Annotated in this window: 13 protein-coding genes; 5 read left to right on the forward strand and 8 right to left on the reverse strand. The window is 70.0% G+C overall.

Translation table 11 applies throughout. The annotated features are described in order from the left end of the window. Window positions 1–73 precede the first annotated feature (73 nt). Window positions 74–577, reverse strand: coding sequence for a hypothetical protein (locus Q7W82_RS00595; RefSeq protein WP_242161178.1), 504 nt, complete (start codon window positions 575–577; stop codon window positions 74–76). 168 nt (window positions 578–745) lie between these two features. On the opposite strand from Q7W82_RS00595, the gene Q7W82_RS00600 reads away from it, so the two are divergent. After that, window positions 746–1,054 carry a hypothetical protein gene (locus tag Q7W82_RS00600; RefSeq protein ID WP_242081352.1) on the forward strand — a complete coding sequence of 103 codons (309 nt, stop codon included), beginning with the start codon at window positions 746–748 and terminating at the stop codon, window positions 1,052–1,054. A gap of 210 nt (window positions 1,055–1,264) precedes the next feature. Here the strand turns inward: Q7W82_RS00600 and Q7W82_RS00605 are convergent, their stop codons facing one another. The 7 genes from Q7W82_RS00605 to tsaD all read right to left on the reverse strand — a co-directional run bounded on the left by Q7W82_RS00605 (window position 1,265) and on the right by tsaD (window position 10,322). Beyond that, the gene (locus Q7W82_RS00605) at window positions 1,265–2,410 is read right to left on the reverse strand and encodes a PQQ-dependent sugar dehydrogenase (protein ID WP_242161177.1); all 1,146 of its coding nucleotides are present in this window, start codon (window positions 2,408–2,410) and stop codon (window positions 1,265–1,267) included. A gap of 182 nt (window positions 2,411–2,592) precedes the next feature. Beyond that, entirely contained in the window at window positions 2,593–4,770 is a 2,178-nt protein-coding gene (locus Q7W82_RS00610) for a glycoside hydrolase family 3 N-terminal domain-containing protein (protein WP_242161176.1), read from the reverse strand. Between the two features lie 253 nt (window positions 4,771–5,023). Then, a complete protein-coding gene (locus tag Q7W82_RS00615; RefSeq protein WP_010341632.1) occupies window positions 5,024–5,965 on the reverse strand; it encodes an alpha-E domain-containing protein in 942 nt (313 codons plus the stop codon). Then, the gene (locus Q7W82_RS00620) at window positions 5,965–7,413 is read right to left on the reverse strand and encodes a circularly permuted type 2 ATP-grasp protein (protein ID WP_010341631.1); all 1,449 of its coding nucleotides are present in this window, start codon (window positions 7,411–7,413) and stop codon (window positions 5,965–5,967) included. The genes Q7W82_RS00615 and Q7W82_RS00620 overlap by 1 nt, the downstream gene beginning before the upstream one ends. Window positions 7,414–7,492: 79 nt before the next feature. Beyond that, window positions 7,493–8,809, reverse strand: coding sequence for a mechanosensitive ion channel family protein (locus tag Q7W82_RS00625; protein WP_242161175.1), 1,317 nt, complete (start codon window positions 8,807–8,809; stop codon window positions 7,493–7,495). Then, a complete protein-coding gene (gene folB / locus Q7W82_RS00630; RefSeq protein ID WP_160945708.1) occupies window positions 8,806–9,159 on the reverse strand; it encodes a dihydroneopterin aldolase in 354 nt (117 codons plus the stop codon). The genes Q7W82_RS00625 and folB overlap by 4 nt, the downstream gene beginning before the upstream one ends. 77 nt (window positions 9,160–9,236) lie before the next feature. Continuing rightward, complete coding sequence (gene tsaD / locus Q7W82_RS00635; protein WP_242161174.1) at window positions 9,237–10,322, reverse strand: tRNA (adenosine(37)-N6)-threonylcarbamoyltransferase complex transferase subunit TsaD; 1,086 nt, start codon at window positions 10,320–10,322, stop codon at window positions 9,237–9,239. 121 nt (window positions 10,323–10,443) lie between these two features. Between tsaD and rpsU the strand changes: the two genes are divergently transcribed. From rpsU to dnaG, 4 genes are all read left to right on the forward strand, one after another. Continuing rightward, window positions 10,444–10,659, forward strand: a complete 216-nt coding sequence (gene rpsU / locus Q7W82_RS00640) for a 30S ribosomal protein S21 (RefSeq protein ID WP_003465342.1) — start codon at window positions 10,444–10,446, stop codon at window positions 10,657–10,659. A 249-nt stretch (window positions 10,660–10,908) separates the two neighbouring features. Continuing rightward, on the forward strand, window positions 10,909–11,355 hold the full coding sequence (locus Q7W82_RS00645; protein ID WP_160945710.1) for a GatB/YqeY domain-containing protein: 447 nt from the start codon (window positions 10,909–10,911) through the stop codon (window positions 11,353–11,355). Window positions 11,356–11,496: 141 nt separating this feature from the next. Then, window positions 11,497–12,411 carry a YihY/virulence factor BrkB family protein gene (locus Q7W82_RS00650; RefSeq protein WP_242161173.1) on the forward strand — a complete coding sequence of 305 codons (915 nt, stop codon included), beginning with the start codon at window positions 11,497–11,499 and terminating at the stop codon, window positions 12,409–12,411. A 69-nt stretch (window positions 12,412–12,480) separates the two neighbouring features. Beyond that, a complete protein-coding gene (gene dnaG / locus Q7W82_RS00655) occupies window positions 12,481–14,223 on the forward strand; it encodes a DNA primase (protein WP_242161172.1) in 1,743 nt (580 codons plus the stop codon). Window positions 14,224–14,233: the final 10 nt, after the last annotated feature.

Here is a 14,233-nt window from a genome sequence, read left to right on the forward strand (position 1 = left end):
AGGCGCGGCGCTCGATGGTCTGCGTAGCCTGGAGACCGACCACGACGGCGCCGCAACCGGCGCGCGCTGGCCATCAGGCGGTCGTCGACGCCCGCATGCGCACGAGCAGCCCAGCGGCGTACACCAGCCCATAGGCGATCAACGCCGCGGCGATGCTCATGGTCAGCGGGCTGGCGTTCTGCAGGGTCTGCGCACTCCCGCCGGAGAAGGCGCCGCTGGCCCAGCGCCAAGCCAGGCGCCCCAGCAACAGCACGCTCAGCGCGGCGCCGATCCAGGGATTGGGCGTATACCAGCGCGCGCCGTCCTGCACCTCGATGCGGGTGTGGTGCAGGGCGAAGGCGCCCAGCGCGGCACCGCCCACGGCACCCAGCGCCATGCCCAGGCGCACGGCGGGCAATTGCGCAGCCAGCCAAGTCAGCAGGACCGCGACCAGCAGCAGGAACCCGAGCCGCACGCCGGTGCGCCGCGGTTGCCAGGGCTGGCGGCCGAAGTAGCGGCGGATCCGCCGGTAATACAACCAGCCGACGCCGGCCGTGGCCAGGTACGGGGTCAGCAAGGCGATGCCGTTGGCGGCCATGGGGTCTGCCGGAAAGCGAGGGTGTAGCGGCGGATCGTAAGCCACCGTGCGCGCGGGCGCAGCCTGCCAGAAGGCATGAATGTTTCATACCGCGATCACGCCGCGCAGGGACAGGATTAACGAGCGCCTGACTAGCGTGGAGCGTATTCACCGCAACGGAGACCCACGATGAGCGTTCCGTATCAGATTCCCGGCCGCGCCCCCAACGACGAGGACCGCAGCAGCGTCTCGCAGTACTGGCGCGATCGCTTCGCGGACGAGCCCTACTACAGCGAAGGCGAGCGCTTCGAAGACTACGAGCCCGCCTACCACGCCGGCCACGAGGCGCGCATCCGCGACTTCAACCGCGCCTACGAGCAGGTGGAAGCGGAGCTGCACCGCGACTGGGACAACAACAAAGGCTCGCAGACCCTGAGCTGGAGCAAGGCCCGCCACGCGGTGCGCCGCGCCTGGGAGCGGGCCGGCAACGGCGACTGAGGCGGACGCGCCACATCCCCGATCGTAGGAGCGGCTTCAGCCGCGACGGGCTTTACCGAGCAAGCGCGTCGCGGCTGAAGCCGCTCGTACGAGGGCAGCACGGCGTTGTTCCTAATAGCACTACGCGCCCGACGAAACCGACGCATCGCCAGGCACACGCCCATGCCGCTCACCCGGCAGCGGCGCAACCGCCACTGCCGGGTGCGTGCTTCAACTCTCCAGCGGCTGCAACTTCAGCAAGCGCCCGCCGGCGCCGTCTTCCAGCAGCCACAGCGCGCCGTCCGGGCCCTGCTCCACTTCGCGGATGCGCTTGCCCATGTCGTAGCGCGCCGCTTCGCGCGCGGTCTCGCCGTTGAACTCGATCCGCACCAGCGACTGCGAGGACAGGCCGCCGATGAAGCCGTTGCCGCGCCACTGCGGGAAGCGGCTGCCGTTGTAGATGACGAAGCCGGCCGGCGAGATCACCGGCGTCCAGCTCACCTTGGGCGCGGCGAATTCCGGCCGCGTGCTGTGGTCGGGGATCGGACGGCCATCGTAATGATCGCCATTGGACACGATCGGGTAGCCGTAGTTGGCGCCGCGCTGGATCAGGTTGAGTTCGTCGCCGCCGGCCGGGCCCATTTCGTGTTCCCACAGCCGGCCGTTGGCGTCGAAGGCCAGGCCGAGCACGTTGCGGTGGCCGAGCGACCAGACCTGCGCGGCGACGCCGCCGCGGTTGGAGAATGGGTTGTCGGCCGGCACGCTGCCGTCGTCGTTGAGGCGCACGATCTTGCCCAGGTTGCCGCTCATGTCCTGCGCCGGGTCGAACTTCTGCCGCTCGCTCGAACTGATCCACAGCTTGCCGTCCGGGCCGAACGCCAGCCGGTGGCCGAAGTGGCCGTTGCCGGACACCTTGGGCTGCTGCCGCCAGATCACCTGCTGCTGCGACAAGGTGCCGCCGCCGTTGTTGTCGAGCGTGAGCTTGGCGCGCATCACCGCGCCACCGCGCGTGTCGCCGCTGCCGGGTTCGGCGTAGCTCAGGTAGACCCAGCCGTTCTTGGCGAAGCCCGGATGCGGCAGCACATCGCCCAGGCCGCCCTGGCCGCCGTAGGCCACCGCCGGGACGCCGGTCACCGCGCCGGTGTGGCCGCTGACCGGGTCGATGCGCTTGAGCGTGCCGCCCTTCTCGCTGACCAGCGCGGTGCCATCGGGCAGGAAACTCATTGCCCAGGGTTCGTTGAAGGTGGCGACCGGCGTCGCCGAGAACGGCCAGTCGCCGCGCCGCTCGGCCGCTTTGTCGGCGGGCGCGGCGTGTGCCGCGGACATCGCCAGGCCAATGGCCAGCGCGCAAGCCAAACCCAGGGGAGTACGTTGCATGACGTGCACCTATCGGTTGGGGTCGAATCCCGAACCTAGCAGACCCCATGTGCACGGCAAGCATGCCGCGGCCAGGGCGTGGCCGCGGTCACGTCACGGCGACGGGTCCGGTAGACACGTCGCCTATTCAAGAACGTCGCCGCGGCGGCGGCAGGCCCTGCCGCGACGCCGCGACGCCGCAATCAGCCCTGCGGCAGCAGCTCGAAGGCCACGGGCTCGCCGCTGGCCGAGGACGCGCACACCCACAGGTCGAACATGCCCGGCTCGGCCGTGCACTGTCCGTCGCGGCCGGTGAAGGCCAGCGCGTGGCGGTCGAGGGTGAAGCTGACCTCCATGCCCTCGCCCGCCGCCAGCCGCACCTTGCGGAACGCCTTCAGCTCGCGCACCGGGCGCACCCGGCTGGCGACACGGTCGTGGATGTACAGCTGCACCACTTCCTCGCCCTCGCGCTCGCCGACGTTGTCGATGCGCGTGGTCACGGTCAGGGTGTCGTCCCAACCGACCTGGGTGCGGTCGAGTTGCGGCGCGCCGTAGGCGAACTGGGTGTAGCTGAGGCCATGGCCGAACGGATACAGCGGCGCGTTCGGCACCTCGCGCCAGCGCGATTTGAACTCGCTCATCGTCGGCAATTCCGGCCGGCCGGTGCGCGGGTGGTTGTAGAAGTACGGCTGCTGCCCGGCATCGAGCGGGAAGCTCACCGGCAAGCGCGCGGACGGGTTGTAGTCGCCGAACAGCACGTCGGCCACCGCCGGGCCGGTCTGCGTGCCCAGGTACCAGGTCACCGCGATCGCCGCGGCGTCGCGCACCGCGCCCTGCAGCGCCAGCGCGCGGCCGTTGCGCAGCAGCACCACCAGCGGCGTGCCGGTGGCGGCCACCGCTTCGGCCAGCGCCTGCTGCGCCGGCGGCAGCACGATCTGCGTGCGCGACTGCGCCTCGCCGCTGTAGCGCTGCGGCTCGCCCAGCGCCAGCACCACCACGTCGGCGGCGCGCGCGGCGGCCACCGCCGCCTCGATGCCGCCGTCCAGCGGCGCTTCCAGCGCGCAACCGGGCACCACGGTCAGCGCCTGCGCGTCGTCCAGCGCGGCGCGTACGCCGGCCTCGAGGGTCACGTAGCGGCTCTTGTCGCCGAACAGGGTCCAGCAGCCCTCGATGTTGTCGCGGTCCTGCACGAACGGGCCGATCAGCGCGATCTTCTGTCCCTGCTTGCGCAGCGGCAGCACCGGGCCGTCGTTCTTCAGCAGCACGATCGAGCGCCGCGCCGCGTCGCGCGCCAGCGCATCGTGCGCGGCGATGTGCGACTGGTCGGCCTCGCGCGCCGGGTCCAGCGAGCGGTACGGATCGTCCAGCAGGCCGATCGCTTCCTTCAGTTCCAGCACGCGGCGCACCGACGCGTCCAGCAGCGCCATCGGCACCTCGCCGTCCTCCACCAGCGATGGCAGGTGCGCGGCGTAGAAGCCGCTCTGCATGCTCATGTCCATGCCGGCCAGGAACGCCTTCTTGGTCGCGTCGCGCTCGTCGGCGGCATAGCCGTGCGCGATCAGCTCCATGTCGGCGGTGTAGTCGGAGATCACCACGCCGGGGAACTTCCATTCGCCGCGCAGGATCTCGGTCAGCAACTCGTGGTTGGCGCTGGCCGGCACGCCGTTGATGTCGTTGAAGGAGGTCATCACGCTCAGCGCGCCGGCGCCGAGGGCGGCCTGGAACGGCGGCAGGTGCACGTCGCGCAGGGTCTGCGGGGCGATGTCGACGCTGGCGTACTCCATGCCGGCGGCGACCGCGCCATAGGCGGCGAAGTGCTTGGGCGTGGCCAGCAGCGCATCGTCGGCGCGCAGGTCCGGCCCGTGGAAGCCGCGCACGCGTGCGGCGGCGAAGGCGCAGCCCAGCACCACGTCTTCGCCGGCGCCCTCGGCGCCGCGGCCCCAGCGCTGGTCGCGGGCGATGTCCACCGCCGGCGCATAGGTCCAATGGATGCCGGCGGCGGTGGCCTCGACCGCGGTGGCGCGCGCGGTGCGCTCGGCCAGGTCCGGCTCGAAGCTGGCGGCCTCGCCCAGCGGGATCGGGAACACCGTGCGCATGCCATGGATCACGTCCGCGGCCAGGATCACCGGGATGCCCAGCCGGCTCTCCTCCAGCGCCACCTGCTGGATGCGCCGTCCCAGCTCCGCGCCGACGCCGTTGAACAGCGAGCCGACCCGGCCGGCGCGCACCTGCTGCAGCACCTCGTCGGCATTGCGGACGTTGGCTTCCGGATTCACGTCCGGGGCGAACGGGCGCACCATGTCGGCGAAGACGCCGAGCTGGCCGACCTTCTCCTCGACGGTCATGCGGGCGATGAGCGATTCGATACGATCCGAAGCCATGGGGTCCTTTGAGAAAACGTTTACATAGCCGCCAATTCTAGCTCTGCGGCCAGTCGATGGGGCAAGTTCCGGCGCCGGAATCGCCTATTCATAAAACTGTCTACCGACCGGGTGCGCCCCGGCCGCCGCGCACCATACGCCTGCGGACGGATGCCGCATAGGGCGAGCAACGGGATGGCACGGCCGAGATGCCCCGCCTCACAAGGGCCGCATCGCGGCCGCCGGCCACAGGCACGGCGGCGCCCGCGGCGGCTCAGGAGCTGAAGTAGGCCTCGGCGATGGCGTTGTGCAGGTGGCCGAGGTGGGTCTGGATCTCGTCCATGAACCCGGCCGGGTTGTGCGCGGCCAGGTAGGCCGGGTCGGCATTGCGCACCAGCCCGCTGATCCGCATCAGCGCGCGCTCCACCGGCGGCCGCGGCGGCATGGTCGGCAGGATGTGCTGGGCGCGGACCAGGCAGAACTGCACGCTGCGCGGGAAATCGTTGTTCTGCAGCAGGAAGCGCAGCGCCTGCTCGCCGGTGACGCGCTGCCGCACGTGGCGGCGGTACATCTGGTAGGCGGCCTGGGCGCGCAGCACGCTCATCCACTGCATGGCCTGGTAGGCCTCGCGGTCGTCGGCCTGGCGCGGGGTGATCAGGCCCGAGGCGCCGGCATCGATGATGCGCGTGGTCATGTCGGCCTGCTCGATCGCCGTGCCCAGGCGCAGGAACTGGAAGCCGATGTCGCGGCTGACGTTGGCGGTCAGCAGCCCGGACACCTTCAGGCAGGCATCGGTGACATGGGACAGGAACTCCATGCGGTAGCGGCGGCCGACGCTGCGCTCGCCGTTGGCGTCGATGTGCAGGTGCAGGTCGTTGACCGCTTCCCAGATCTCCTGCGGCAGCGTGTCGCGGATGCTGCGCAGCAGTTCGCGGGCGTAGCGCACCGAGCTGCGCAGCGAGGACGGATTGCGCTCGTCCAGCAGCAGGAAGCGCACCACGTCGGCATCGCCGACGTCGTCGCCGGCATTGGGGAACCACAGCGCGAAGATCTCACCGGCGCCGACCGTGTCGATCATCGGCCGCCAGGCGAAACGCACCGAGCGCGGCAGGTCCAGCTGCAGCAGGCTGCCCACTCCGACCAGCCGCGCGGTGGTCTCGGCGCGGCGCACGTAGCGGCTGAACCAGTAGAGGTTGTCGGCGACGCGCGAGAGCATCAGTCCAGCTCCTCGTCCAGGTCCACCACCCAGGTGTCCTTGGCGCCGCCGCCCTGCGAGGAATTGACCACCAGCGAGCCCTCCTCCATCGCCACCCGGGTCAGCCCGCCGGTGGTCACGTAGACGTCCTCGCGGGAGAGGATGAACGGGCGCAGGTCCAGGTGCCGCGGCGCCGGCCCGGCCTCGGTCACGATCGGCGCGGTGGACAGGCCCAGGGTCGGCTGCGCCATGTAGTTGCGCGGGTCGGCCAGGATCAGCTTGCGGAACTGCTCGCGCTGACGGGTGGTCGAGCGCGGGCCGATCAGCATGCCATAGCCGCCGGACTCGTTGGCCGGCTTCACCACCAGCTCGTCCAGGTGCTCGAGCACGTACTGGCGGTCCTTGTCGTCGTGGCACAGGTAGCTGGGCACGTTGGGCAGGATCGGCTCCTCGTCCAGGTAGTAGCGGATCATCTTCGGCACGTAGGCGAACACCACCTTGTCGTCGGCCACGCCGGCGCCCGGCGCGTTGGCCAGCGCCACCTTGCCGGCGCGCCAGCTGCGGATCAGCCCGGCCACGCCCAGCACCGAATCGGCGCGGAACGCCTCCGGGTCCAGGAACAGGTCGTCGACCCGGCGGTAGATCACGTCGACCCGGCGCGGCCCGTACACGGTGCGCATGTAGGTGCAGTCGTCGTCGGCCACGAACAGGTCGTCGCCCTCGACCAGTTCGATGCCCATCGCCTGCGCCAGGTAGGCGTGCTCGAAGTAGGCGCTGTTGAAGATGCCCGGGGTCAGCAATGCGATCACCGGCTGGTCGCCGGGGCGCGGCGACAGCGCCGCCAGGGTGTCGTAGAGCTGCGCCGGGTAGTCGTCCACCGGCAGGATCGCGCTGGTCTCGAACAGCTCCGGGAACACCCGCTTGGCGACCATGCGGTTCTCGAGCATGTACGACACGCCGCTGGGGATGCGCAGGTTGTCCTCCAGCGCGTACAGGGTGCCGTCGGCGTCGCGCACCAGGTCCGAGCCGCATACGTGCGCCCACACGCCCAGTGCCGGGGTGATGCCCACGCATTGCGGGCGGAAGTTGACCGAGTGCTCCAGCAGCATCGCCGGGAACACCTTGTCCTTGACGATGCGCTGGGCGCCGTAGATGTCGCCGATGAACAGGTTGAGCGCGCGCATGCGCTGCTTCAGCCCGGCCTCGGTGCGCTGCCATTCGTGCAGCGGGATCACCCGCGGGATCAGGTCGAACGGCAGCGTGCGGTCGACGTTGCGGCCGTCGGAGTAGACGGTGAAGGTGATGCCCATGACCCGCGCGGCGACATCGGCGGCGAGCTGGCGTTCGGACAATTCGCGTCCACTGAGGCTGGACAGGTACTCGATGACCCGGCGCGCGGCCGGACGTGGCTGCCCATCGGACTGGATCAGCTCGTCGAAGGTGGCCGTGCGGTACTTGCTCCAGTCCATCGCGCCCCTTGTTGCTGTGGGCCGGCGGCGAAAGGCGCCGGCATGTTGTCCCGCAACATGCCCGCAGTCGTGACGGCCGTCAAGCCGCCGGCGGCGGGACGGTCTCCGGGGCGCGGCGGATGCGCGCGCTGTCCATGAACATGGCGTCGCTGGAGGCCTGGAACACGCGCAGGTCGAAGTTGGGCAGGATCGCCAGCAGGTGGTCGAACAGGTCCGCCTGGATCTGCTCGTACATCGCCCAGCGGGTGTCGTTGGCGAAGCAGTACACCTCCAGCGGCAGGCCGTTGGCGCCCGGCTCCAGTTGCCGCACCAGCAGGGTCATGTCCTGGCGCACGTGCGGGCTGGCGCGCAGGTAGTGCTCGACGTAGGCGCGGAAGGTGCCGAGGTTGGTGATCCGGCGGCCGTTGATCGGCGCCACCCCGCGCTCGGCCAGCGCGCCGTTCCAGGCGTCGAGCTCGGTGCGCTTGCGGTCGATGTACTCGCGCAGCACGGTCAACTGCCGCATCTGCTCGATCTCGGCGGCGTCGAGGAAGCGCACGCTGTGCTGGTCCAGGTACAGCGCGCGCTTGATCCGGCGCCCGCCGGCCTCGCTCATCCCGCGCCAGTTCTTGAACGAGTCGCTGATCAATTTCTTGGTCGGGATGGTGGTGATGGTCTTGTCCCAGTTCTGGACCTTGACCGTGTGCAGCGCAATGTCGATCACGTCGCCGTCGGCGTTCTGCTGCGGCATCTCGATCCAGTCGCCGACGCGGACCATGTCGTTGGAACTGATGGTGACGCTGGCCACCAGCGACAGCAGGGTGTCCTGGAACACCAGGATCAGCACCGCCATCATCGCGCCCACGCCCGACAGCAGGATCACCGGCGACTTGTCCACCAGCACCGACACCATCAGCACCGCCGCGACCACGCCCAGCACGATCTTGAGCAACTGCATGTAGCCCTTGATCGGCTTGTTGTGCGCGTCCGGGCGCCGCTCGTACACGTGGTTGAGCAGGTCCAGCACGCGCGACAAGGCCAATGCCACGGTCAGCACGATGAAGGCGGCGCAGACGTTGCGCACCACGCTGACCATCGCCGCCGGCAGATGCGGCACCGCGCCGATGCCCAACGACAGCACCAGGGCCGGGATCACGTTGGCCAGGCGCGGGATCACGCTCAGCTTCACTTCCTTGTCGCTGAGCACGGTGGCGCGCAGTGCCCGCCGCAGCCCGCGCAGCAGGATCCGCTTGGTCACCCAGTTGGCCAGCCACGCCGCCAGCAGCAGCGCCACGATCACCATCGCGTCGTAGGCCCAGGGATACGGCGCCAGGGTGTGCTGCAGGTCGGCGAAGAACGCCGCGCCAGGCAGCGCCGCCGAGGCGCTGGCGAACGGCAGCAACGCCTGCACGCTCATGCGCGGCTGCGCTCGATGATGACCCCCACCGCCTGCGCCCCGCGCACCGCGCCTGGCTTGCTCAGCTTCAGCCGCAACCAGCGCACGTCGAATTCCTGCAGCACCGCTTCCGCGCAGCGCTCGGCCAGCGTCTCCACCAGCCCGTAGCCGGACTGCTCGACCAGTTCCACCAGGCGCTTGCTCACCGCCTTGTAGTTGAGCGTATCGGCGATGTCGTCGCTGGCCGCGGGCTTGCGGTTGTCGAAGCCCATTTCCAGATCGAAGCGCAGCGTCTGCCGGATCCGCCGCTCCCAATCGTAGATGCCGATCAGCGCGTCGATTTCCAGACCTTCGATGAAGACTTTATCCATGAGGAGCCGGGATTGGGGAATGGGGATTCGGGAATGGTAAGAGCAAAGGCAAAAGCTGATGCAACCGCGGAGCCGCTTTACGAATCCCCAATCCCGACTCCCGACTCCCGCGTTGCCGCCGCCAACGGCGGCAACGTCGCCATGTCCCAGCGCGGCGTCACCTGCACCGCGGACGCGGCATCGTGCAACCCGGCCTGCAGGCGCAGGGCGCCGGCGAAGGCGATCATCGCGCCGTTGTCGGTGCACAGCGCCGGGCGCGGGAAGCAGGCGCGGCCGCCGCGCGCCTGCGCCATCGCCTGCAGCTTGGCGCGCAGGCGCAGGTTGGCGCCGACGCCGCCGGCGACCACGATGGTGTCGCTGCCGGCCGCCTCCAGCGCGCGCTCGCACTTGATCGCCAGCGTGTCCACCACCGCGTCCTCGAAACCGCGGGCGATGTCGGCGCGCACCGTCTCGGACTGGTCGCTGTCGCGCCAGGCCAGCAGCACCTGGGTCTTGAGCCCGGAAAAGCTGAAGTCCAGGCCGGGCCGGTCGGTCATCGGCCGGGCGAAGCGGAACCGCCCCGAGGTGCCCTGCGTGGCCAGCGCCGCCAGCTGCGGGCCGCCCGGATACGGCAGGCCCATCAGCTTGGCGGTCTTGTCGAAGGCCTCGCCGGCGGCGTCGTCCAGGGTCTCGCCGAGCAGGCGGTAACGGCCGATGGCCTCCACCGCGATCAGCTGGGTGTGGCCGCCGGACACCAGCAGCGCCACGAACGGCGGCGCCGGCGCCCCGTGCACCGGGTCCGGATCCTCCATCAGCGGCGCCAGCAGGTGGCCTTCCATGTGGTGCACGCCGATCGCCGGCACGTCCAGCGCCCAGGCCAGGGCCCGGGCCACGCCGGCACCGACCAGCAGCGCGCCGACCAGGCCCGGCCCGGCGGTGTAGGCCACCCCGTCCAGGTCGCGCACCTGCAGGCCGGCCTCGGCCAGGGTCTGGCGGATCAGCGGCAGCAGCTTGCGCACGTGGTCGCGGCTGGCCAGCTCCGGCACCACCCCGCCGTACTCGGCGTGCAGGGCGATCTGGCTGTACAGCGCGTGCGCGCGCAGCGCGGCCGCGCCGGAGCGCGTGGTGTCGTAGACGGCGACGCCGGTTTCGTCGCAACTGGATTCGATGCCGAGAACGTTCATGGGTGCATTGTGGGGCCGAATCGGCGGCAGGCCAAACGCGGCGCTTGCAGCCGCGAAATCTGCCGCTATAATGTGCGGCTCGCCGGGCCTGACCCGGTCACCATTGTGTCCCGGAGATTCCATGCCCAGCGTTAAAGTCCGCGAGAACGAGCCCTTCGAGTTTGCGCTCCGTCGCTTCAAGCGCACCTGCGAAAAGGCCGGCGTGCTGGCCGAAACCCGCAAGCGCGAGTTCTACGAAAAGCCGACCCAGGAACGCAAGCGCAAGGCCGCTGCCGCGGTGAAGCGCCAGCTGCGTCGCACCTCGCGCGACGTCACCAAGCGCCAGCGTCTGTACTGAGGATCGCGGCCTGCGGTAGCGGGATGTGCCGGTTTCGGCACCCGCTACGGTAAGCCCACGAAGCCGGCACGCGCAAGCGTCGCCGGCTTTTTGTGCATCTGCTGCTTGGACCAGGCGATCCGCCCGCGCGGAGTATCGGCCCCGTCCCTGATCCCTCGGCACCCGCGTGCCGCCTCGTCCGCACGGCCTGCGCCAGCGCGCTTGCCTAGAATGCCCTTCCCCCCTTTTCTCTTCCCTGTGGAGTCCCTCATGACCCTCAAGCAGCAGCTCACCGACGACATGAAGGCCGCGATGAAGTCCGGCGACAAGCACAGCCTGGGCGTGATCCGGCTGATCAACGCCGCGATCAAGCAGAAGGAAGTGGACGAGCGCGTGGAGATGGACGACGCCGCGGTGATCGCGGTGATGGACAAGATGGTCAAGCAGCGCAAGGACTCGGTAAGCCAGTACGAGGCCGCCGGCCGCGACGACCTGGCCCAGGTGGAGCGCGAGGAGATCGTGGTGATCGAGCGCTACCTGCCGAGCAAGATGGGCGAGGCCGAGATCGTCGCCGCGATCCAGGCGGCGATGGCGCAGACCGGCGCCGCCAGCCCGGCCGACATGGGCAAGCTGATGGGCGTGCTCAAGCCGATGCTGGCCGGCAAGGCCGACATGGGCCAGGTCTCGGTGCTGGTCAAGCAGCAACTGGCCGGCTGACGCTCCCGAGGAGCGCGCGGGCGGCGGGCTTCACCCGCCTTTCGATGCCGGGCTGCTACAACGCCCGGCAAGCCCGCGCCCTCCTTCAGCGCGCAGTGCGGGACCGGCGTTGCGACGCCGCGCGCCGAAGGTCCCGCGCCCATGTCCCTGCCCCTGTCGTCCGATCGCCTGCACAAACACCTCGACCGCCTGCAGCAGAGCCTGCCGGCCGCGCTGGTGCGGCGCTTCGTCGAGATCGACGTGATGACCCAGTCGGCCTCGCTGTCGTTCTACGCCCTGCTGTCGCTGGCGCCGCTGCTGGTGCTGCTGCTGTGGCTCACCGCCTCGCTGTACCCGCAGGCCCAGGAGGCGCTGATCGCGCAGATCGGGCAGCTGGCCGGGCACGGCGCGCGCGAGGTCGCGCAGACGGTGATCGACAACGCCAAGAACCAGCCCAACATCGGCTCGCTGGCCGGGCTGTGGAGCACCCTGCTGCTGTTCGTCGGCGCCACCGCGGTGTTCGCGCAGCTGCAGAACGCGCTGAACCTGATCTTCCGCACCGACAAGCAGCGCCTGGACGGCATCATGGCCTGGCTGAAGAAGCGCGTGTTCTCCTTCGGCGTGGTGCTGGGGCTGGGCTTCCTGCTGCTGATCTCGATGATCCTGACCACCGTGCTGCAGGTGGTGTTCGCGCGGATGCCGTCGCTGCTGCCGGCGGTCGGCTACGTCTCGACCCTGGCGATCTACGTGCTGGCCTTCGCCGTGCTCTACCACTACCTGCCCGACCGCCGGGTGCAATGGCGCCAGGCGATCATCGGCGGCGCCATCACCGCCTGCCTATTCGTGGCCGGGCGCTATGCGATCGGCCTGTACATCGCCACCGCCGCGCCGGGCAGCGCCTACGGCTCGATGGGCGCGCTGGTGATCCTGCTGGTGTGGATCTACTACGCCACCGTGGTGTTCTTCGTCGGCGCGCTGATCACCGCGGTGATCGACGAGCGCCTGCGCTCGCACAGCAAGCTCGTCGCCGCCGGGATCGACCCGCGCAACGCCGCACAGGCACCGCCCACGCCCTGACCGCACGGCGCTGAACCACACAGGCAGCGCGCCCAGCGTGACGGCGCACGCGCGTGGCATCCTATGCGGATGGCCCGCATCCCCGACGCATTCATCGACGACCTGCTCGCCCGCACCGACATCGTCGAGGTGGTCGGCACGCGCGTGCCGCTGAAGCGCCAGGGCAAGGAGTACGCGGCGCGCTGCCCGTTCCACGACGAGCGCTCGGCCTCGTTCACGGTGTCCCCGACCAAGCAGTTCTACCACTGCTTCGGCTGCGGCGCGCACGGCACCGCGATCAGCTTCCTGATGAACTACGACCGCCTCGAATTCCTCGACGCGGTCGACGAACTGGCCAAGCGCGCCGGCATGGAAGTGCCGCGCGACGCCCAGCAGCGCGGCGCCGCCCAGGCCGCCGGCGACGACCACCGCGACCTGTACTCGGCGCTGGAAGCGGCGGCCAAGTTCTTCCAGCGCCAGTTCGACGGCAGCGACAAGGCGCGTGCCTACCTGGACGGCCGCGGCGTGGATGCGGAGAACCGTGCGCGCTTCCAGATCGGCTATGCCCCGGACGGCTACAGCGCGCTCAAGGACGCATTGGGCACCGACGAGCGCCGGCTCAAGCTGCTGGACCGTGCCGGGTTGTTCTCCAAGAACGACCGTGGCCACGTCTACGACAAGTTCCGCGACCGGGTGATGTTCCCGATTTTCGACCGCCGCGGCCGGGTCATCGCCTTCGGCGGCCGCGTGCTCGACAAGGACGACGGCCCCAAGTACCTGAACTCGCCCGAGACCGCGCTGTTCCACAAGGGCCGCGAACTGTACGGCCTGTGGCAGGTGCGCCAGGCCAACCAGAAGATCGAGCGGCTGATCGTGGTCGAGGGCTACATGGACGTGGTCTCGCTGTTCCAGTTCGGCGTCACCCAGGCGGTGGCGACGCTGGGCACCGCGACCACGCCGGACCACGCCGAACTGCTGTTCCGCAACGCGCCGGACGTGTTCTTCTGCTTCGACGGCGACGCCGCCGGCCGCCGTGCCGGCTGGAAGGCGCTGGAATCGGTGCTGCCGCGGATGAAGGACGGCCGCCAGGCGTTCTTCCTGTTCCTGCCCGATGGCGAGGACCCGGACACCATCGTGCGCAAGGAAGGCGCCGCGGCCTTCGATGCGCGGCTGGTCCAGGCCACGCCGCTGTCGCAGTTCTTCTTCGACGAACTCTCGCGCGAGATCAACCTCGGCACGCTCGACGGCAAGGCACGCCTGGCCGAACGCGCGCGGCCGATGCTGGCGCAGATTCCCGACGGCGCCTTCGGCGACCTGATGCGCCAGCGCCTGGCCGAACTCACCGGCATCGGCGCCGCCGCACCAGCGGCCGCCACGGCGGCGGCGAGCCGGCCGCCGCCGCGCGTGCCGCGCCCCGCGCACAAGCGCAGCCTGGTGCGCGAGGCGATCGTGCGCCTGCTGCAGGCGCCGTCGCTGGCGCTGGACCTGCCGCCGCCCTACCCGTTCGCCGGCCTGCGCCTGCCCGGCATCGAACTGATGATCGAACTGCTGCAGATCGTGCATGCGCGCCCGGAAATCACCACCGGCGCCCTGCTCGAACACTTTCACGAACGCGAGGAACTGGCCGCGCTGCAGAAGCTGGCGGTGCAGGAGATCGCCGGCGAGACCGCCAGCTGGCGCCAGGAACTGCACGACGTGGTCGTGCAGCTGGAAAAGCAGACGCTGCAGCAGCGCCTGGACGAACTGCAGGCCAAGCAGCGCGCGCAAGGCCTGGACGACACCGACAAGTACGAGTTGCGGGAACTGTTGAAGGCGCGCGCGGGGCTGCACTAGCTGTGCCTGG

It is taken from the genome of Xanthomonas indica (genome assembly GCF_040529045.1).
In the GTDB taxonomy this organism is placed as follows: domain Bacteria; phylum Pseudomonadota; class Gammaproteobacteria; order Xanthomonadales; family Xanthomonadaceae; genus Xanthomonas_A; species Xanthomonas_A indica.